The organism is Stutzerimonas stutzeri (genome assembly GCF_019090095.1).
Taxonomy (GTDB): Bacteria; Pseudomonadota; Gammaproteobacteria; order Pseudomonadales; family Pseudomonadaceae; genus Stutzerimonas; species Stutzerimonas stutzeri_AN.
Genome location: NZ_JAGQFP010000001.1, coordinates 1,955,437 through 1,973,252, shown reverse-complemented (window position 1 = coordinate 1,973,252; position 17,816 = coordinate 1,955,437). Strand labels below are relative to the sequence as shown.

21 protein-coding genes are annotated in these 17,816 nt (G+C 59.4%); 12 read left to right on the top strand and 9 right to left on the bottom strand.

What is annotated here, in order from left to right; genetic code table 11:
- Positions 1–107: 107 nt before the first annotated feature.
- From KVO92_RS08620 to KVO92_RS22775, 5 genes are all read right to left on the bottom strand, one after another.
- Entirely contained in the window at positions 108–1,004 is an 897-nt protein-coding gene (locus KVO92_RS08620; RefSeq protein ID WP_217475168.1) for an ABC transporter ATP-binding protein, read from the bottom strand.
- Positions 1,001–1,813 (bottom strand): hypothetical protein, encoded by an 813-nt coding sequence (locus tag KVO92_RS08615; RefSeq protein ID WP_254621313.1) that lies wholly within the window; start codon positions 1,811–1,813, stop codon positions 1,001–1,003. The genes KVO92_RS08620 and KVO92_RS08615 overlap by 4 nt, the downstream gene beginning before the upstream one ends.
- A 25-nt stretch (positions 1,814–1,838) precedes the next feature.
- Entirely contained in the window at positions 1,839–2,648 is an 810-nt protein-coding gene (locus KVO92_RS08610; protein ID WP_336512614.1) for an ABC transporter permease, read from the bottom strand.
- A 262-nt stretch (positions 2,649–2,910) separates the two neighbouring features.
- Positions 2,911–3,339 (bottom strand): hypothetical protein, encoded by a 429-nt coding sequence (locus KVO92_RS08605; RefSeq protein ID WP_217475165.1) that lies wholly within the window; start codon positions 3,337–3,339, stop codon positions 2,911–2,913.
- 12 nt (positions 3,340–3,351) lie between these two features.
- On the bottom strand, positions 3,352–3,537 hold the full coding sequence (locus KVO92_RS22775) for a prepilin-type N-terminal cleavage/methylation domain-containing protein (RefSeq protein ID WP_217475164.1): 186 nt from the start codon (positions 3,535–3,537) through the stop codon (positions 3,352–3,354).
- 540 nt (positions 3,538–4,077) lie between these two features.
- Between KVO92_RS22775 and pilB the strand changes: the two genes are divergently transcribed.
- The 5 genes from pilB to yacG all read left to right on the top strand — a co-directional run bounded on the left by pilB (position 4,078) and on the right by yacG (position 9,501).
- Entirely contained in the window at positions 4,078–5,784 is a 1,707-nt protein-coding gene (gene pilB / locus KVO92_RS08595) for a type IV-A pilus assembly ATPase PilB (RefSeq protein ID WP_217475163.1), read from the top strand.
- 2 nt (positions 5,785–5,786) lie between these two features.
- Entirely contained in the window at positions 5,787–7,007 is a 1,221-nt protein-coding gene (locus tag KVO92_RS08590) for a type II secretion system F family protein (RefSeq protein WP_217475162.1), read from the top strand.
- Between the two features lie 4 nt (positions 7,008–7,011).
- Positions 7,012–7,875, top strand: coding sequence for a prepilin peptidase (locus tag KVO92_RS08585; RefSeq protein ID WP_217475161.1), 864 nt, complete (start codon positions 7,012–7,014; stop codon positions 7,873–7,875).
- Between the two features lie 823 nt (positions 7,876–8,698).
- A complete protein-coding gene (coaE, locus tag KVO92_RS08580) occupies positions 8,699–9,307 on the top strand; it encodes a dephospho-CoA kinase (protein WP_217475454.1) in 609 nt (202 codons plus the stop codon).
- Complete coding sequence (gene yacG / locus KVO92_RS08575; RefSeq protein ID WP_102846950.1) at positions 9,304–9,501, top strand: DNA gyrase inhibitor YacG; 198 nt, start codon at positions 9,304–9,306, stop codon at positions 9,499–9,501. The genes coaE and yacG overlap by 4 nt, the downstream gene beginning before the upstream one ends.
- A 31-nt stretch (positions 9,502–9,532) precedes the next feature.
- Here the strand turns inward: yacG and KVO92_RS08570 are convergent, their stop codons facing one another.
- Positions 9,533–10,225, bottom strand: coding sequence for an energy-coupling factor ABC transporter permease (locus KVO92_RS08570; RefSeq protein WP_217475160.1), 693 nt, complete (start codon positions 10,223–10,225; stop codon positions 9,533–9,535).
- Between the two features lie 101 nt (positions 10,226–10,326).
- Positions 10,327–11,364, bottom strand: coding sequence for an NADP(H)-dependent aldo-keto reductase (locus KVO92_RS08565; RefSeq protein ID WP_217475159.1), 1,038 nt, complete (start codon positions 11,362–11,364; stop codon positions 10,327–10,329).
- 371 nt (positions 11,365–11,735) lie between these two features.
- Between KVO92_RS08565 and rplM the strand changes: the two genes are divergently transcribed.
- From rplM to KVO92_RS08530, 7 genes are all read left to right on the top strand, one after another.
- Positions 11,736–12,164 (top strand): 50S ribosomal protein L13, encoded by a 429-nt coding sequence (gene rplM / locus KVO92_RS08560; protein WP_019342644.1) that lies wholly within the window; start codon positions 11,736–11,738, stop codon positions 12,162–12,164.
- Between the two features lie 14 nt (positions 12,165–12,178).
- A complete protein-coding gene (gene rpsI / locus KVO92_RS08555; RefSeq protein WP_021209313.1) occupies positions 12,179–12,571 on the top strand; it encodes a 30S ribosomal protein S9 in 393 nt (130 codons plus the stop codon).
- A 250-nt stretch (positions 12,572–12,821) separates the two neighbouring features.
- The gene (gene petA, locus KVO92_RS08550; RefSeq protein WP_217475158.1) at positions 12,822–13,415 is read left to right on the top strand and encodes a ubiquinol-cytochrome c reductase iron-sulfur subunit; all 594 of its coding nucleotides are present in this window, start codon (positions 12,822–12,824) and stop codon (positions 13,413–13,415) included.
- The gene (locus KVO92_RS08545; protein ID WP_217475157.1) at positions 13,415–14,626 is read left to right on the top strand and encodes a cytochrome b; all 1,212 of its coding nucleotides are present in this window, start codon (positions 13,415–13,417) and stop codon (positions 14,624–14,626) included. The genes petA and KVO92_RS08545 overlap by 1 nt, the downstream gene beginning before the upstream one ends.
- Positions 14,626–15,435 (top strand): cytochrome c1, encoded by an 810-nt coding sequence (locus tag KVO92_RS08540; RefSeq protein WP_217475156.1) that lies wholly within the window; start codon positions 14,626–14,628, stop codon positions 15,433–15,435. Before KVO92_RS08545 ends, KVO92_RS08540 begins: the two co-directional genes overlap by 1 nt.
- A gap of 88 nt (positions 15,436–15,523) precedes the next feature.
- Entirely contained in the window at positions 15,524–16,141 is a 618-nt protein-coding gene (locus KVO92_RS08535; protein ID WP_217475155.1) for a glutathione S-transferase N-terminal domain-containing protein, read from the top strand.
- Positions 16,142–16,153: 12 nt separating this feature from the next.
- Entirely contained in the window at positions 16,154–16,561 is a 408-nt protein-coding gene (locus KVO92_RS08530) for a ClpXP protease specificity-enhancing factor (protein WP_217475154.1), read from the top strand.
- A gap of 85 nt (positions 16,562–16,646) precedes the next feature.
- Here KVO92_RS08530 and KVO92_RS08525 read toward each other — a convergent pair whose 3' ends face one another.
- Both KVO92_RS08525 and KVO92_RS08520 read right to left on the bottom strand, forming a co-directional pair.
- Positions 16,647–17,225 (bottom strand): BON domain-containing protein, encoded by a 579-nt coding sequence (locus KVO92_RS08525; RefSeq protein ID WP_217475153.1) that lies wholly within the window; start codon positions 17,223–17,225, stop codon positions 16,647–16,649.
- Entirely contained in the window at positions 17,222–17,815 is a 594-nt protein-coding gene (locus tag KVO92_RS08520) for a phosphoheptose isomerase (RefSeq protein WP_217475152.1), read from the bottom strand. Before KVO92_RS08520 ends, KVO92_RS08525 begins: the two co-directional genes overlap by 4 nt.
- Position 17,816: the final 1 nt, after the last annotated feature.

Sequence of the window (17,816 nt, the reverse complement as noted above, 5' to 3'; positions counted from 1 at the left end):
AAGCGCCTTCGGCGATTCCATCCTACGAAAGCAGCACCGTGCCGGCCGGGTAGGTTGGATTGGCCGAAGCCATAATCCGACGCTCGCGGTAACCGGCAACACAGTGGTCAGGATGCTTCGGCCAGGATGCGGAAGAAGACGGTTTCCAAGGACACGGCAGGCTTGATGGTCAGCAGGTGGCCGCCGTTGTTGCTCAAGTGGGCGATGGCGGCGGGCAAGTCCGTCTGCGACAGCTCGCACTCGTACTCTCCGGGACGCAGTGCGACGGACGAAGGGTTGAGTGGCTTGTCGAGCTGATAGCGCAGGATAAAGCAGTCTGCCCGCTCCGCAGCCAGTTCGCGGGGAGAGCGGACGGTCACCAGCTTGCCTTTGTTGATAAAGCCGAAACGATCAGCGATCCGCTCCACGTCGTGCAGCACGTGAGAGGTAAAAAAAATCGCGCCGCCTTGCTTCTTGTAGTCGTTGAGGATCTCAACCACATCCTTGCGGCCCACGGGGTCGAGACCCGAGAGCGGTTCATCGAGAATCAGCATTCGCGGCTCGACAGCCATGGCGTGCGCCAGCGCAACGCGTTGTGCATTGCCTTTGGACAGTTCGCGCATCCGTCGCTTGCCTGTGCCGTCCACGGAGAACCGCTCCAGCCACTGCATGCACCATGCGTCGGCATCGCTGCGTTTGATGCCATACATGGACAAGCCCATACGCAGGATTTCCAGCGGGGTGAACTGGTCGTACAGCGCCGGTGCCTCAGGTACATAAGCCAAATGCTGTCGGGACTCGGCACGGCGGGCGTCAGTGCCGTAAAGCGTCACCTGGCCCTGATAGTCATTGATGATGTCCAGCAGGATCTTGATGGTGGTGGACTTGCCCGCGCCGTTCGGGCCGACGAAGCCGAACACCTCGCCCTCGGCCAGGCTGAAACTGACATCACGGACCGCTTGAACCTGCTTGCCCTTGGCTCGGTAGGTATGGCTGACACCCTTAAACTCTACGGCTGCGCTCAAGGCTGTTCCTCCAGTCCGGCAATCTTCAATTTCTTCAAGTCGATGTGCCCATCGCGCAGCTCGTAGCCGAGGCGCAAGGGGTCGGTTGGCAGGCTGTCGATCAGGTGTTGCTCGACCAGTTGATCCAGCGCCATCAATGGCCCATGTGTTTGCTCGTAGCGGCGCTGCGCTTCTCGTAGCGCAATCAAACCCTGCAGACGAATGACGCGCTTGTCGAGCATGTCCCGCAGCTTGGGGTCGACAGCGCTGTCGCGTTGCTGGATCAGGTAGTTGAGGGCGAGGCGCTCATCGGCGAACTGCTCGGCGCGTAGCATGACCGCCAACTTGCGCATGGCCGCGGTATTCTGCGTGGAGCGCTCTGCACCGATCTCCAGCATTCGAGCCGCTTCTTCGTTATCGTGTTGGAAAAACGACAGATTGATACCGTAGAAAAAGGGCGGGAATTCATCCCAGAAGCGGCACGCGACGGCAGCGCGCAGCACGTCGTTGCCTTCCTCGACCGCGCCGCCCCAGGTAAGCAGGCCGTTGGCCAGGTAATAGTTGTCTTCATGGCACGGGTTTAGGCGGGCAACTTCGCGTTGGGCGCGGATCAAGTAGCCAGTATCGACGCCGCGGTCATCCATGCCGGTAGCTGAGAGGCGCATGGTTTCAAGGTCGGCGGCGAGGAAGCGGTCGCCACCGTTCAGCAGTACCAGCAGAGGGGCGGGTATGACGACCCGACCGGTAACAAGTTGCGGCGTGACCTCAACTGGCTGCTGGGCACGCCAGGCGGCCAACCCCGCAAACAGGGCGAAACTTACCAGCGCCAAGGATAAGGAGCGGCTCTTGCGCATATCAGGCGAAACGCTTGCGTTGCAGCGCCCATACCGCCAAGGCGAGCAGACCGGCTGTGTAGGCCAGGCTCGAGAGCACCAGCCAGGGCCAGTCGGCTGGCAGCAGGTCCATGTGGCCATAGAGCGTAACCATCCGCACGTCCAGCGCGCCTAGGTCCGGCAATAGATAGCTCAGCGCTCCGATGCCAGAGCGGTAGGTTTCCCCGTCTGACACCACCGTTGCATTGCGCGTCAGCAGCTCGACGATGGTGCCGAACGAGCGCGCCACAAGCATAAAGCCGAATGTGCCGACCAGTACGAAGCTGGGCGTGGACGCAACCACCGCAAGCAGGGTGGCGGCGGCGGTCAGCACCAGCAGATCGACGCCAATAAATACGATGGTGACGACGTAATGAAGGCCAAGCGCAACCGGCGTGCTTTGCGAGTAACCCTTACCGATCAACCAGACCAACAGCGCCAATGCTCCTGAAAGGACCATTAATAATCCGAGTGTCAGCATCGTCACGGCCGTAAAGCGGCCCAGCAACAACCTGTATCGTGGATGTGGGTAAGACAGCGTATTGAGAAAGTAGCGGCGATCAAACTCACGTGACAGCAGCTCTTGGGTCATCAATATCAGTACCAAAGGTAGCAGCAAGCGGATAACCGAAACGCCGAGATCAATGGCAACGGTAGCGGGTTGGCGCCCGCTGAACTGAGCGGCCAAAAATGCAGCGAGCATCACTATAAGTAGCGAGCCCCCGGCTAGCCAGCCAAAGCGGGCGCGGAAGGCGAGGCGGAACGCGGTTGAGATATTTGCAGATGACAGCATGGAAGGTTATCTGGCTATAGCGGTTAACATGCGGGTTGGAATTATAATGCGTTCCGATGGGGCAAGGCATAGTGGGAAGTGCGATATGCGACAAGTATTTAAATAGAGGCAAGTTTGCTTGTCGTCGCGCTGGGTTTGCGTCGATGTCGTACTGTTGCCTAATACGATTCCCGGAAAAAAACCCTGCCGAAGGGCAGGGTTTTGTTATCGCTGCCGTTAGGCAGTGCATAGCTGTGGGAAATTCACCCGAGCTACAAGCTGCTTAGCTGCCGACGCGTTTCGTTGCTGCGGTTTGGGCCGCAGTAGCGCTGCAGTCAACGCCTGGGTAGGCGGGGATCACAGTGCCTTGAGCAGTTGAGGCAGTCGCCATAGTTGCCCCGGCAGGCGCAGGTTCATATTGCTTTGGATCGAACGAGTTGCAAGTCTCGTTGCCGTCTGCATCCTCTGTACAGTCAAATTTTTCTACGGTACGGGTGCTTGTCCGTCCACCGATACTGCAGGTCGCTAGGGCGAGAGCGTTGGTTCCGCATGCAGCACCACCAACTACATTGTTGGAGAGGTTGATCTGGACATCTTCATTTAAAAGCTTAGGGCAATCAGCCATAAGCAATTTCTTTGATGCTTCAAATTCAACGGCGGAAGCCGCGCCAGAAGAAACAACGCAGATGAGTGCAAGAGCAATCTTTTTCATGGGAAACCTCAATTAGCGAAGCGACGAGATGATGGCGGTGATTCCGTTCTTAGCATCTGCTAAGGCAGTGGCGTCGTTTGCTTTTGCGCGGTAATCGTTGAACTGAGGAATCGCGATCGCTGCGAGAATGCCAATGATCGCGATTACGATCATAAGCTCGATCAGGGTGAAACCTTTTTGCTTTTTGATGGACTTCATTGAAAAGCTCCTTGTTGGTGAGGTCGTTGGACCTGGTTAGGCAGGAGCAGCTTCTGTGCCAAGCGGGGCGGGGTGTTTGAGGTTGGCTTCTGAAGTGTGTTGTGGGTCAAGGTTTTCGAGGGGTGGGTTATTGGTCCGGTCGCCAGTGGGTTTGGTGGGGTGGGGATTGGCTAGGGGTTGCTTTCGACGCGGAGCGTGGCGCCTGCAAGAGCGGTGGTAACGGTGGCTGTGCTCTTCTGTTGTGCGGTTTGAAGCGGTGTTGCAGGTGGCGGGGGGCGCTTTATGAGAGGCCCGTCCTTGGGGGCGTTTTGTTGGCCAGGGGTTGCCTGCCATTCGGCGCGGGGCGCGCCTCACCAGGAAAGCTGCTGGGAGTTGATGGTTGCGGCTTTGATTAATGCGGATAACGGTAAGGCGTCAGCTGTGATTAACCGTTCCAGTCATCAAGTGACACTTTTTGCCACTTCGTTTTGGCGCGTTTGGCGCACGAAGGGAAACACGCTATAAGGGCGCGAACTTCACTTTGCCTTTATAGGCCGCTCGATGAACGAAAACGCTCCCCTCGGTGGATTGGCACGCCAGCTAGTGCTGGTCGGCCAGCTCGAAGAAAAGGTCGCGCTGCAGGCCCAGCAGCAAGCTCTCCGCAATCAGGTGCCGCTGGTTTCCTGGCTGGTGCAGAACAAGCTGGTTAAAAGCCGGGCGGTGGCGGAAGTCGCAGGCGAGCAGTTTGGGGTACCTTACTTCGACCTCGGTGCGCTAGATAAAGAAGCCCAGCCCAAGGATCTGGTCAGCGAAAAGTTGGTTCGCCAGCACCGTGTACTACCGTTGTCGCGACGCGGCAACAAGCTGTATGTAGCCATTTCCGATCCTACCAATCATCAAGCCATCAGTGACATCCAGTTTAATACCGGGCTCTCGGTCGAGTCTGTTCTGGTGGAGGACGACAAGCTTGGCGAGGCCATCGAGAAGTTGTTCGAATCGGCCAGCACTGCGTTGGATGGGCTGTCTGACACTGATCTAGACGATCTCGACATCGAGGTGGGCGGCGGTGCCGCTGAGAAGGATGAGGGCGAGCATAACGAGGCGGACGATGCGCCTGTCGTTCGCTTCGTCAATAAGATGCTGCTGGATGCGATCAAGCGCGGCTCTTCCGACCTCCATTTCGAGCCTTATGAAAAGTCGTACCGCGTTCGCTTCCGTACCGATGGCGTGCTGCATGAAGTGGCGAGGCCGCCCGTACAGTTGGTCAGCCGGATTTCGGCCCGTTTGAAGGTAATGGCCGCCTTGGACATTGCCGAGCGGCGCAAGCCGCAGGATGGGCGGATCAAGATGAAGGTCTCCAAGGCCAAATCCATCGACTTTCGCGTCAATAGCCTGCCGACCCTGTGGGGCGAAAAGATCGTGATGCGTATTCTGGATTCCTCCAGCGCCAAGATGGGCATCGATGCCCTGGGTTACGAGGAGGACCAGAAAGAACTCTATTTGACCGCGCTCAAACAGCCGCAAGGGATGATTCTCGTCACGGGGCCCACCGGTTCGGGTAAGACGGTTTCCCTCTATACCGGTCTGAATATTCTCAATACTGTCGATGTAAATATTTCCACGGCCGAGGATCCGGTCGAGATCAACCTGGAAGGCATTAATCAAGTCAACGTCAACCCTCGGCAGGGTATGGACTTCGCCCAGGCGCTGCGTGCGTTCCTGCGTCAGGACCCGGACATCATCATGGTGGGCGAGATCCGTGACCTGGAAACCGCGGAGATTGCGGTCAAGGCCGCGCAGACCGGCCATATGGTGATGTCGACACTGCATACCAACAGTGCGGCTGAAACGCTGACGCGGCTGCGCAACATGGGCGTGCCGGCCTTCAATATCGCGACCTCGGTCAACCTGATCATTGCCCAGCGCCTGGCTCGGAAGCTGTGTTCAAGCTGCAAGAAGGAGGTCGAGGTACCGCGCGAGGCACTGTTAAAGGAAGGGTTTCCCGAAGACCGCATCGGCACCTTCCAGCTTTACGGGCCGGTGGGCTGTGATAATTGCAACGGCGGTTACAAAGGCCGTGTCGGTATTTATGAAGTGGTTAAAATCACGCCAGCCCTGCAGCGGCTTATCATGGAGGAAGGTAACTCCATCGATATCGCCATCCAGGCGCGCAAAGATGGTTTCAATGATCTGCGCATTTCCGGGTTGGTGAAGGCCATGAATGGCATCACCAGCCTGGAAGAAGTCAATCGCGTGACCAAGGATTAACCATGGCGGAAAAAGCGTTGAAAACCAGTGTGTTCACCTGGGAAGGGACTGACCGTAAGGGCAGCAAGATCAAAGGTGAGCTTTCCGGGCAAAGCCCGGCGCTGATCAAGGCGCAGCTGCGCAAGCAAGGTATCAATCCGCTCAAGGTGCGCAAGAAAGCCGTCTCGCTATTTGGCGCTGGCAAGAAGATCAAGCCGATGGACATCGCGCTGTTCACTCGGCAGATGGCCACCATGATGAAGGCCGGAGTGCCGCTGCTTCAGTCGTTCGACATCATCGGCGAGGGCTTCGACAATCCCAACATGCGCAAGCTGGTAGACGAGATCAAGCAGGAAGTCGCCGCCGGTAATAGCTTTGCCGGATCGCTGCGCAAGAAGCCCCAGTATTTCGATGACCTTTACTGCAACCTGGTGGAATCCGGCGAACAATCCGGTGCGCTTGAGACATTGCTGGACAGGGTTGCGACGTACAAGGAAAAAACCGAGCAGTTGAAAGCAAAGATCAAAAAGGCGATGACCTATCCGATTGCGGTCATCGTGGTCGCGATCATCGTCTCGGCTGTTCTGCTTATCAAAGTGGTTCCGCAATTCGAAAGCGTGTTCGCGGGCTTCGGTGCGGAGCTGCCGGCCTTCACCATGATGGTGGTCGGGCTCTCGCGCTGGCTGCAGGAATGGTGGTATCTCGTTGGGTTGTCGCTGTTCGTTGCGGCCTTCCTGTTCAAGCATGGTTACAAACGATCGGAAAAATTCCGTGACTCGCTTGATCGAGCCTTGCTGAAGATGCCTATCGTTGGCGACATCTTGTACAAGGCGGTGGTGGCGCGCTATGCGCGCACCTTGGCGACCACCTTTGCGGCAGGCGTGCCGCTGGTGGATGCGCTGGATTCGGTCGCCGGGGCCACCGGTAATGTGGTCTTTCGCAACGCGGTCGCCAAGATCCGCAACGACGTTTCCTCCGGTGTTCAATTGAACTTCTCCATGCGTACCACGGGCGTGTTCCCATCTATGGCGGTCCAGATGACGGCGATCGGTGAGGAGTCCGGTTCGCTGGATGAAATGCTCGATAAGGTGGCGGGTTTCTATGAGGACGAGGTCGACAACATGGTCGACAACCTGACGACGCTCATGGAGCCGATGATCATGGTGGTGCTGGGCACGCTGGTAGGCGGGCTTATCGTTGCGATGTACCTCCCCATCTTCCAGCTCGGCAGTGTGGTTGGATAACGCGATGATCTACCAGCTATTGGCCAGCAACCCGCTGGCCTTTGTTTTATGTGTTTTCGTCCTGGGGCTTTTGGTCGGCAGTTTCCTCAACGTCGTCATCCACCGTCTGCCGATCATGATGCAGCGGGATTGGCGAGCGCAGGCCCGTGAGTGTCTCGATATGCCTGCCGAGCCCGCGCCGACCTTCAATCTGGTGTTGCCCCATTCGCATTGTCCGCATTGCGATCATGAGATTCGTGCGTGGGAAAATATTCCGTTGGTGAGCTGGTTGGCGTTGCGAGGCAAGTGTTCGTCCTGTCGTGCACCCATCAGTAAACGCTATCCGCTGGTCGAGTTGCTCTGCGGGTTGTTGTCTGCGTACGTCGCTTGGCATTTCGGCCTCACGTGGCAGGCTGGCGCGATGCTCTTGCTGACCTGGGGGTTGCTGGCGATGAGCATGATCGATGTCGACCATCAGCTGTTGCCGGACGCCATCGTGCTGCCGCTGCTTTGGTTGGGATTGATCGTCAATGGCTTCGGGTTGTTCGCGTCGCTGTCCGATGCCGTATGGGGCGCAGTTGCCGGCTATCTTGCGCTGTGGTCGGTGTACTGGTTGTTCAAGCTGGTGACGGGCAAGGAAGGCATGGGTTATGGCGACTTCAAGTTGCTCGCGATGCTAGGTGCCTGGGGCGGCTGGCAGGTTCTGCCGCTGACCATCCTGCTGTCGTCCGTGGTCGGCGCGGTACTGGGCAGCATTTTGCTGCGCGTGCAGAAGGCGGACAGCGGCACGGCAATTCCCTTCGGGCCTTATTTGGCCATTGCCGGGTGGATTGCGTTGCTCTGGGGCGAGCAGATTACCTTGAGCTATCTGCAGTTTGCTCGATTCTGAGGGTGAAGCGCCTGCGCGGCGCGGGTGGGGTTGGCTGTAGTCAGAGGTTTCGCCCCGGGGGCGGGGTTCCCACAGAAGCGCGCAAGCTTCGCCCCGGGGACGGGCTCCCACAGGCGCGCAGGCTTCGCCCCGGGGTCGGGGCTCCCACAGAAGCGCGCAGGCTTCGCCCCGAGGTCGGGGTTCCCACAGAAGCGCGCAAGCTTCGCTCAGGGGTCGGGCTCCCACAGGCGCGCAGGCTTCGCCCCGGGGGCGGGCTCCCACAGGCGCGCAGGCTTCGCTCCGGGGTCGGGGCTCCCACAGAAGCGCGCAGGCTTCGCCCCGGGGTCGGGGTTCCCACAGAAGCGCGCAAGCTTCGCCCCGGGGTCGGGGCTCCCACAGGCGCGCAGGCTTCGCCCCGGGGTCGGGGCTCCCAGAGGCGCGCAGGCTTCGCCCCGGGGTCAGGGCTCCCACAGAAGCGCGCAGGCTTCGCCCCGGGGTCGGGGCTCCCACAGAAGCGCGCAGGCTTCGCCCCGGGGTCGGGGCTCCCACAGAAGCGCGCAGGCTTCGCCCCGGGGCGGGGCTCCCACAGAAGCGCGCAAGCTTCGCTCAGGGGTCGGGCTCCCACAGAAGCGCACAAGCTTCGCCCCGGGGGGCGGGGCTCCCACAGAAGCGCGCAGGCTTCGCCCCGGGGTCGGGGCTCCCACAGAAGTGCTCAAGCTTCGTCTCGGGGAGAAGAACACAGGCTTCGTCTTGCGGTCCTGCGCCGGGCGCCGGACCTTGCACTTGCATCTTCACTTTTCAGGCGTTACTACTGCGCGTCGTTTTCCGGTCTGGACGATTCGTGATGAAGCCTTGGGTGCTCGGTTTGACGGGTGGTATCGGTAGCGGCAAAAGCGCTGTCGTGGAAGAGTTCGGCCGGCTTGGGGTGCATTGGGTCGATGCTGATCACGCGGCGCGCTGGGTCGTTGAACCGGGCCGGCCCGCGCTGGCGTCGATCGTCGAGCGCTTCGGTCAAGGCGTCCTGGCGCCGGATGGCAGCCTGGATCGTGGTGTGTTGCGCGGGCTGGTTTTCCGTGATGCGCAGCAGCGCAAATGGCTGGAAGACTTGCTGCATCCTCTGATTCGCCAGGAAGTTGCCGGACACCTGGCGCGGGCGACTTCTCCCTACGCGATCATGGTGTCCCCGCTATTGGTGGAATCCGGCCAATACAGGCAGGTCGATCGAGTGCTGGTGGTCGATGTGCCCGAGGCGCTGCAGATCGAGCGGGCCGTTCGGCGTGACCAGAGCAGCGAAGGGCAGATCCGCGCCATTCTCGATGCTCAGGCCAGTCGCGAGGAGCGGTTGCGTCATGCCGACGATGTGCTCACCAATGACCGTGATCGAGCGTGGCTGAGGTGTGAGGTGGAGCGCCTGCATAATTTCTATCTGACGCTACGAGGAGGTCAGGAATGAGTACTACGGTTGTTGAATGTCCAACTTGCGGGGCGCCGGTCGAATGGAGTGTGAAAAGCCCGAGTCGGCCGTTCTGTTCCGAGCGCTGCAAACTGATCGACCTGGGTGCCTGGGCCTCGGAAGAACATGCGATCCCGGGTGACGAGCTGGAGGACGACCTGTTCTCGGGTGACATGCCGCCCCGTCAGCATTGATGACTGACGCACCAGCGATGTCGTCACGGCCTCAGTCGTGCTTGGTGCTGTCATCTTTCCAGGGGGCTTGCAGGTAGCGGCTGCGATTGAAGGTTTCCATCCAGTCGGGGTAGTACACGACCAGTGCGCTTACCACGGTGCCGTTGATGAAGGCCTCGGGAAACATCACCAGCCAGATGTAGCCGGCGAAGTCGGCCAGCCACGGCGGCATCGGATATCGACCATCAAGCAGCAGGACGCCCAGCCCAGCAAGAATGCAGAGCAGGGCGGCGAGCCCGGCGGCGAAGAATCCAGAGAAGAAGATGTAGACGAACAGGTTGCGCGGCTGGTTGCGTTCAACCGCGATTGCGCACAGCTCGGTTACCGCGACAGGTATCAGTACCAGTAATGTGCCATTCAGGCCGAGGGCCGCGAGCTGCTGGTGGCCGGTCACCGTCAGGCCGAGCTGAGCGGCGAACGCGGCCAGAATCGCCAAGGGCCAATCCAGTAGCAAGGTCACCGCGGTCAGGCCAATGAAATGAAAGGACAGTCCGGAGTCGAAATCCCGGCGAACCAGCCATAGTAAGAAGATTGCCAAGATTGCGCCGAACACCAGGTGCTGACGACGAGTGTCGCTGAATAGCTCGACCCAGGGGGCTCGGGCGCAGGCCCAAATCAGTCCGCAGGCATAGAGCAGCCAGCCCAGCAAGAGGCTGGACGGTGCGAGCAGGTCGGCGGAAATCATTCTTCGGTGTCCTCACGCCGGGGCTGGCGTCTTGCGGTGGTGAAGAGGCGGGCTGATTCGTCGGCGGCCCGCTCGCGCCATAGGGGCGTGCACTGGCGCCATCAAGGCGCGGGGTTGGGCTGCTCGGTGTGTATCGCATCGATAGCTTCGATGATGTCGGCCGACAATCGCAGCTCGGCGCTTGCGAGATTCCGCTCGAGTTGTTCGAGCGATGTCGCACCGATGATGTTGCTGGTGACGAAAGGCTGCTGGGTAACATAGGCCAGTGCCATCTGCGCGGGATCCAGGCCGTGCTCGTGGGCGAGGGCCACATAACGGGAGCAGGCCGCCAGCGATTGCGGGTTGGAGTAGCGCGCAAAGCGGCTGAACATCGTTAACCGCGCGCCTTCGGGTCGTGCACCGTTTTCGTATTTTCCGCTGAGGGTGCCGAAGGCTAGCGGCGAATAGGCCAGCAGGCCGCATTGCTCACGCATGGCGATCTCGGCCAGGCCTACCTCAAAGGTTCGATTAAGCAGGTTGTAGGGATTCTGGATCGAGACTGCGCGCGGCCAGCCGTGGGTCTCGGCCAATTGCAGGAACTTCATGGTGCCCCAGGGTGTTTCGTTCGACAGGCCGATATGGCGGATCTTGCCGGCCTTCACCTGCTCATCCAGGGCCTCCAGGGTCTCCTCGAGCGGGGTAAAATCCTGCTCCCGATGTCGGTAGCCGAGTTGGCCGAAGAAGTTGGTGCTGCGCTCGGGCCAATGTAGCTGGTACAGGTCGATCCAGTCCGTTTGCAGGCGCTGCAGGCTTGCGTCCAGCGCGGCGGCGATATGCTGCCGATTCATCTTCAGCTGGCCGTCGCGTATGTGGCTTATTCCATTGCCGGGGCCAGCAATCTTGCTGGCAAGAATCCAGTCGGCGCGGTTTCCGCGGGTCTTGAAGTAATTGCCGATGTAGCGCTCGGTAGTGGCGTAGGTTTCCGCGCGCGGGGGGACGGGATACATTTCGGCGGTGTCGAGAAAGTTGATCCCGGCCGCCTTGGCCCGATCCAGCTGGGCGAATGCCTGATCCTGATCGTTCTGTTCGCCCCAGGTCATGCTGCCCAGGCACAGCGAGCTGACAGTCAAATCGGTGCGGCCGAGTCGGCGCAATTCCATGCGATACCCCTTTGGTCTGTTGGATCGTTGTTCGGATTGTGAATGTGGGCGGGAAGTTTCATGGATACATGCCCGTTCCCGATTATGCGCTGGCGATGGCTGAAGGCGAAAACCCGTCAACTTGCAGGCCGAACATGCTTGCTATTTTGCTGGCAATCCGGATAATTCCGCAGCCTGTCGCCGGGGATGCCTAGCCCGCTGACGCAAACACAAGGTAGGGGATGCCTAGCCTACCGAACACTGCCGTAGCGGACGCGCTGACCCGAGCCCCCGATAGCGTCTGTTTCCGGCTGCCTTGGTCTTGCCAGGGCGAGCACCATTCAGTAAGATTCGCCGTCTTATTTTCAGGGCGGCCCCTGAGGCTATAACGAATGAAGACTTTTACTGCTAAACCGGAAACCGTCAAGCGCGACTGGTTTGTCGTCGACGCTGCCGGCCAGACCCTGGGTCGTCTGGCAACCGAAATCGCTAGCCGCCTGCGTGGCAAGCACAAGGCGGAATACACCCCTCACGTCGATACTGGCGACTACATCGTCGTTATCAACGCCGAGCAAGTGCGTGTTACCGGTGCTAAGACCACCGACAAGATGTACTACTCTCACTCCGGTTTCCCGGGTGGCATCAAGTCGATCAACTTCGAGAAGCTGATCGCCAAGGCGCCAGAACGTGTGATCGAGACCGCAGTCAAGGGCATGCTGCCCAAGAACCCGCTGGGTCGCGACATGTACCGTAAGCTGAAGGTGTACAAGGGTGCCAATCATCCGCACACCGCTCAGCAGCCCCAAGAACTGAAGATTTAACGGAATAGTTCATTATGTCGGCGACTCAAAATTACGGCACCGGCCGTCGCAAGACCGCAACCGCGCGCGTATTCCTGCGCCCGGGTACTGGCAAGATCTCCATCAACAACCGCGAGCTGGACAACTTCTTCGGGCGTGAAACCGCTCGCATGGTGGTTCGTCAGCCTCTGGAACTGACTGAGACTGTCGAAAAGTTCGACATCTACGTTACCGTTCTTGGTGGTGGTGTGAGTGGTCAGGCCGGTGCGATCCGTCACGGTATCACTCGCGCTCTGATGGAGTATGACGAGACTCTGCGTCCTGCTCTGCGCAAGGCTGGATTCGTTACTCGCGATGCTCGCGAAGTTGAACGTAAGAAAGTCGGTCTGCGTAAAGCGCGTAAGCGTCCGCAGTACTCGAAGCGCTAATCCCGCTTCACAAAAAACGCCCAGCTTTATTCGAAGCTGGGCGTTTTTTTATGGGCTTTTTTTTACCCGTGCGACAGCGTGTCGCGTTAAGAGAGCCCCTGTTTTCGGGGCTTCGCGCCGGGTTGTATCCGGTTATTACCTTGTCATGCGAGGGGCTTTTCTTTACCATTTGGCGAATTTTTTCGCGGCTGTTTTACGTAGTAGACGCCTGCTTTCGGTAGGCCATAAGAAACTGATGGGAGACGACTGAATGAGCAATGACGGCGTGAATGCTGGCCGGCGTCGCTTCCTCGTAGCCGCTACTTCGGTAGTAGGTGCTGCAGGAGCGGTGGGTGCCGCGGTCCCGTTCGTGGGATCGTGGTTCCCGAGTGCCAAGGCCAAGGCAGCCGGTGCACCGGTTAAGGTTAATATCAGCAAGATCGAGCCAGGCCAGCAGATGGTTGCCGAGTGGCGTGGTCAGCCGGTGTTCATTGTGCGTCGTACCGAGGAGGCACTGTCGAACCTGGACAAGCTCAACGATACCGTCGCCGATCCGAAGTCCGAAGCGTCCGAGCAGCCGGCGTACGTCGACCCGAAGGTGCGCTCGATCAAGCCGGAAGTGTTGATCCTGGTTGGGTTGTGCACACACCTCGGCTGTTCGCCGTCCTTCCGCCCGGAAGTGGCTCCGCCGGACCTCGGTCCCGAGTGGCTCGGTGGCTATTTCTGCCCATGCCACGGCTCCAAGTACGACCTGGCTGGTCGCGTCTTCAAAGGGCAGCCTGCCCCGTTGAACCTGCCGGTTCCCCCGCATTCGTACGAGACGGACGCGCTGGTCGTCATTGGCGTTGATCAGGAGAGCGCATGATGAGCAAGTTCATGGAATGGGTCGATGCGCGCTTCCCCGCGACCAAGATGTGGGAAGACCATCTCAGCAAATATTACGCACCGAAGAACTTCAACGTTCTTTACTTCTTCGGGTCACTGGCCTTGCTGGTACTGGTCAACCAGATCCTCACCGGTATCTGGCTCACGATGAGTTTCGAGCCGTCCGCTGAAGGCGCGTTCGCCTCCGTTGAATACATCATGCGTGATGTGGAATACGGCTGGATCATCCGCTACCTGCATTCAACCGGGGCGTCGGCATTCTTCATCGTTGTCTATCTGCATATGTTCCGCGGCATTCTCTACGGCTCCTACCAGAAGCCGCGCGAGCTTGTCTGGATCTTCGGGATGATGATCTATCTGGCGTTGATGGCCGAGGCCTTCATGGGCTACCTGCTGCCGTGGGGGCAGATGTCCTACTGGGGCGCTCAGGTGATCATTTCACTGTTCGGTGCCATCCCGGTTATCGGCGGTGACCTGACCCAGTGGATCCGGGGTGACTACCTGATCTCCGGCATCACGCTGAACCGCTTCTTCGCGCTGCACGTGATCGCGCTGCCGATCGTCATTCTCGGCTTGGTAGTGCTGCATATCCTGGCGCTGCACGAAGTAGGCTCGAACAACCCGCTTGGCGTGGATATCAAGAAGACCAAGGACGAAAACGGCGTACCGCTGGACGGCATTCCTTTCCATCCGTACTACACCGTGAAAGACATCGTCGGGGTGGTGGTATTCCTGTTCGTGTTCTGCGCGGTAGTGTTCTTCTTCCCTGAGATGGGCGGCTACTTCCTCGAGAAGCCGAACTTCGAAGTGGCGAACGCGTTCAAGACGCCTGAGCACATCGCACCGGTCTGGTACTTCACGCCGTTCTACGCGATTTTGCGTGCGGTTCCTGACAAGCTGCTCGGCGTCATCGCCATGGGCGCCGCGATTGCTGTTCTGTTCGTCTTGCCGTGGCTCGATCGCAGTCCGGTCAAGTCCATGAAGTACAAAGGCTGGATGAGCAAGATCGCGCTGCTGGCGTTCTGTATTTCCTTCGTCATCCTTGGCGTGCTTGGCGTGCTGGCTCCGACGCCTGAGCGTACGTTGGTATCTCGGATCTGTACTGCTATTTACTTCGGTTACTTCATCCTGATGCCGTTCTACACCAAGCTCGAGAAGACCAAAGTAGTTCCGCAAAGGGTGGCTGGCTGATGAAAAAGCAATTTGCTGCATTTATTTTCGCACTGGTGCCGGTGTTTGGTTTCGCCTCGGGTGCCGGGGTGCATCTTGACGAAGTCGATGTCGATCTGACCGACAAGGTCGCCATGCAGGATGGTCTGAAAACCTTCGCCAACTATTGCATGGGTTGCCATAGCGCCCAGTATCAGCGCTACGAGCGCGTAGCGAAGGATCTTGGTATTCCGGAAGATGTCATGCTCGACAATGTCGTCTTTAGTGATGCCAAGATCGGCGACCACATGCAGATCGGCATGAAGCCGAGCGATGCCAAATCCTGGTTTGGTGCGGCTCCGCCCGATTTGACCCTGGTAGCGCGGGTGCGCGGTAACGATTGGCTGTATACCTACCTGCGTAGCTTCTATGAAGATCCGACCCGTCCTTACGGTGTTAACAATACCGTATTCCCGAACGTCGGCATGCCGCATGTGCTGGCCCCGCTGCAAGGGCGCCAAGTGCTGCCGAGCAAGCTGCCGGAGGGTGAGTCGGTGGCCTGCAAGCAGGTCCAGGTGGTCGAGGATGGTCGCAAGCAATTCGATCCGCTGACCGGCACGCCGATCACGCACGAAGATTGTCACGCGATGACCGTCGTGCCAGGCACTGGTTCGCTGACTGAGGCAGAGTACGACGAGAAAATCAAAAACCTCGTGACGTTCCTGGCCTACTCGGCTAACCCGGTCAAGCTGGAAAGCCAGCGCATAGGTACCTACGTGCTGCTGTTCCTGGCGTTCTTCTTCGTATTCGCCTATTTGCTCAAGCGGGAATACTGGAAAGACGTTCACTGACCCTTCGCTGTTTTGCGGTACTCTGCGCGCGCCCTCATGGGCGCGCGCTTTTTTCTGCTCCGACATAATTCCAACGAGGAGGGACCCTATGGCCGCTACCAACCGGTTGGCCTGTTATTCCGATCCCGCCGACCATTATTCGCACCGGGTGCGCTACGTGCTGGCGGAGAAAGGTGTCAGCGTCGAGGTGCTCGATGTCGATCCGGCGCGTTGTCCGGTCAGATTGACCGAGGTGAATCCCTACGCCAGTGTGCCGACGCTGGTGGACCGTGATCTGGCCTTGTATGAGCCGAACGTGATCACTGAATACCTGGAGGAGCGTTATCCGCATCCTCCGCTGCTGCCGGCGTATCCGGTCGCCAGGGCCAATACCCGGCTGCTGGTGCACCGGGTTCAGCGGGACTGGTGCAGCCTGGTGGATCGGATATCCGACCGTCGCACGGCCGACGCCGTGCGGGCCCAGGCGCGTAAGGAGTTGCGCGAAAGCCTCACGGGTGTGTCGCCGGTGTTCGCCGAGCGGCCGTTCTTCATGAGTGACGAGATCAGTCTGGTCGATTGCTGTCTGTTGCCTATCCTGTGGCGTTTGCCCAAACTCGGTATCGAGCTGCCGCGAGCAGCGAAGCCGCTGCTCGACTACATGGATACCAACTTTGCTCGCGAGGCCTTCCAGGTCAGTCTATCCGCCGTTGAGCGCGGCATGCGCTAAGAGAGGCCGTATATGACTTCAAGTCGTCCTTATCTGGTTCGGGCGCTATATGAATGGATCGTCGACAACGACTGTACGCCACACCTGCTGGTAAACACCGATCATCCGGGTGTGCAGGTTCCCGATGGCTTTGCCAGTGACGGACAGATCGTACTGAACGTGGCGCCTAGCGCGGTTCGGCATTTGCAGATGGATAACCAGTCGATCAGCTTCGAAGGGCGCTTCGGCGGTGTTCCGCATAGCCTGCACGTCCCTGCTGCTGCGGTGATGGCAATCTATGCGCGGGAGAATGGGCAGGGCATGGTCTTCGAGATCGAGCCAACTCCGCCGGACGACACACCGACGGATGACTCGTCCGACGCCGGTGCGTCTGCCCGACCTGCGGCTACGGGGCGCCCTAGTCTGAAAGTCGTCAAATAAGCCGAGTCAGGCTTTGCCATGCAGTGGCGCATGGCGGCAAAGCGCGGCAGCCAGGGATACCTGCTGCCGCGCTTACCCGATTGGTTCAGTCGATGTACTCGAACAGCTTGACGATGCGCTGCACGCCAGAAACCCCCTGCACCACGCTCGTCGCTCGGTTGCCTTCCTGGCGCGTCACGAGGCCGAGCAGGTAGACGATCCCGTTTTCGGTGATGACCTTGATGCGCGAGCCCGGGACGCTGGCGTCGGCGAGCATTTGCGTCTTGATCTTGGTCGTCAGCCAGGAGTCGTTGCTGCGGGCCAGGGCCGAGGAGGGCTTCAATACCTGCAGTTCGTTGTGCACGCGTTTGACCCGCTGCACGGAGCTGGCGGCCTGTTCGGCCAGTTGCTTGAGCTCCTGCCGTGGCGTCTGGCCAGCCAGGAGCACCACCCCGTTATAGCTTGCCACGATTATGTGCGAGGCCTGATCCAGGTCCGGATGGGCCTTGGCGATGTTCACGGCAGCTTTCGTTTCGATCAGCGAGTCGTCGATCGTACTGCCGATCGTGCGGGTTCCGCGGTTGTCATTGATGGGGGCGTCGCGAGTGGCCGTAAGCACCGAGCTGCAGCCGGTGGTGGCCAGGCACAGGGCGAGCGTAAGCGCGTGCAGGCGAACCGAATTCATTCTTCGCTCCCGAACAGTTGGTTGTCTATCAGATCGCACAAGCAGTGGATTGTCAGCAGGTGGACTTCCTGGATGCGTGCGGTCACTTTCGCCGGTACGCGTATCTCGACGTCTTCAGGCAGCAGCAGCGAGGCCATGCCGCCGCCGTCGCGGCCAGTGAGTGCCACCACGACCATTTCGCGATCATGCGCGGCCTGGATGGCCTGAATCACGTTGGCCGAGTTGCCGCTGGTGGAGATCGCCAGCAATACGTCGCCTGGTTGGCCGAGCGCGCGGATTTGCTTGGAAAACACTTCGTTGTAGCTGTAGTCGTTGGCGATCGAGGTAAGCGTGGAGCTGTCCGTCGTCAGCGCTATAGCCGGGAGGCTCGGGCGCTCTCGCTCGAAGCGGTTGAGCAGTTCCGAAGAGAAATGCTGTGCATCGCCGGCTGACCCGCCATTACCGCAGGTAAGAATCTTGCCCTCGCTCAGCAGTGCGTTGACCATGACCTGCCCGGCCTGTTCGATGCTGGGCGCAAGCACTTCCATGGCGCTCTGCTTGGTTTCGATGCTGGCTTGAAAAAGCTGACGTATACGGGATTGCATATCCATG

What these genes read in the sequence shown, in the direction of transcription:
- KVO92_RS08610 (WP_336512614.1), bottom strand. Translation starts at nt 2,648, where the DNA reads ATGCTGTCATCTGCAAATATCTCAACCGCGTTCCGCCTCGCCTTCCGC.
- KVO92_RS08605 (WP_217475165.1), bottom strand. Translation starts at nt 3,339, where the DNA reads ATGAAAAAGATTGCTCTTGCACTCATCTGCGTTGTTTCTTCTGGCGCG.
- KVO92_RS22775 (WP_217475164.1), bottom strand. Translation starts at nt 3,537, where the DNA reads ATGAAGTCCATCAAAAAGCAAAAAGGTTTCACCCTGATCGAGCTTATG.
- pilB (WP_217475163.1), top strand. Translation starts at nt 4,078, where the DNA reads ATGAACGAAAACGCTCCCCTCGGTGGATTGGCACGCCAGCTAGTGCTG.
- KVO92_RS08590 (WP_217475162.1), top strand. Translation starts at nt 5,787, where the DNA reads ATGGCGGAAAAAGCGTTGAAAACCAGTGTGTTCACCTGGGAAGGGACT.
- KVO92_RS08585 (WP_217475161.1), top strand. Translation starts at nt 7,012, where the DNA reads ATGATCTACCAGCTATTGGCCAGCAACCCGCTGGCCTTTGTTTTATGT.
- coaE (WP_217475454.1), top strand. Translation starts at nt 8,699, where the DNA reads ATGAAGCCTTGGGTGCTCGGTTTGACGGGTGGTATCGGTAGCGGCAAA.
- yacG (WP_102846950.1), top strand. Translation starts at nt 9,304, where the DNA reads ATGAGTACTACGGTTGTTGAATGTCCAACTTGCGGGGCGCCGGTCGAA.
- KVO92_RS08570 (WP_217475160.1), bottom strand. Translation starts at nt 10,225, where the DNA reads ATGATTTCCGCCGACCTGCTCGCACCGTCCAGCCTCTTGCTGGGCTGG.
- KVO92_RS08565 (WP_217475159.1), bottom strand. Translation starts at nt 11,364, where the DNA reads ATGGAATTGCGCCGACTCGGCCGCACCGATTTGACTGTCAGCTCGCTG.
- rplM (WP_019342644.1), top strand. Translation starts at nt 11,736, where the DNA reads ATGAAGACTTTTACTGCTAAACCGGAAACCGTCAAGCGCGACTGGTTT.
- rpsI (WP_021209313.1), top strand. Translation starts at nt 12,179, where the DNA reads ATGTCGGCGACTCAAAATTACGGCACCGGCCGTCGCAAGACCGCAACC.
- petA (WP_217475158.1), top strand. Translation starts at nt 12,822, where the DNA reads ATGAGCAATGACGGCGTGAATGCTGGCCGGCGTCGCTTCCTCGTAGCC.
- KVO92_RS08545 (WP_217475157.1), top strand. Translation starts at nt 13,415, where the DNA reads ATGAGCAAGTTCATGGAATGGGTCGATGCGCGCTTCCCCGCGACCAAG.
- KVO92_RS08540 (WP_217475156.1), top strand. Translation starts at nt 14,626, where the DNA reads ATGAAAAAGCAATTTGCTGCATTTATTTTCGCACTGGTGCCGGTGTTT.
- KVO92_RS08535 (WP_217475155.1), top strand. Translation starts at nt 15,524, where the DNA reads ATGGCCGCTACCAACCGGTTGGCCTGTTATTCCGATCCCGCCGACCAT.
- KVO92_RS08530 (WP_217475154.1), top strand. Translation starts at nt 16,154, where the DNA reads ATGACTTCAAGTCGTCCTTATCTGGTTCGGGCGCTATATGAATGGATC.
- KVO92_RS08525 (WP_217475153.1), bottom strand. Translation starts at nt 17,225, where the DNA reads ATGAATTCGGTTCGCCTGCACGCGCTTACGCTCGCCCTGTGCCTGGCC.
- KVO92_RS08520 (WP_217475152.1), bottom strand. Translation starts at nt 17,815, where the DNA reads ATGGATATGCAATCCCGTATACGTCAGCTTTTTCAAGCCAGCATCGAA.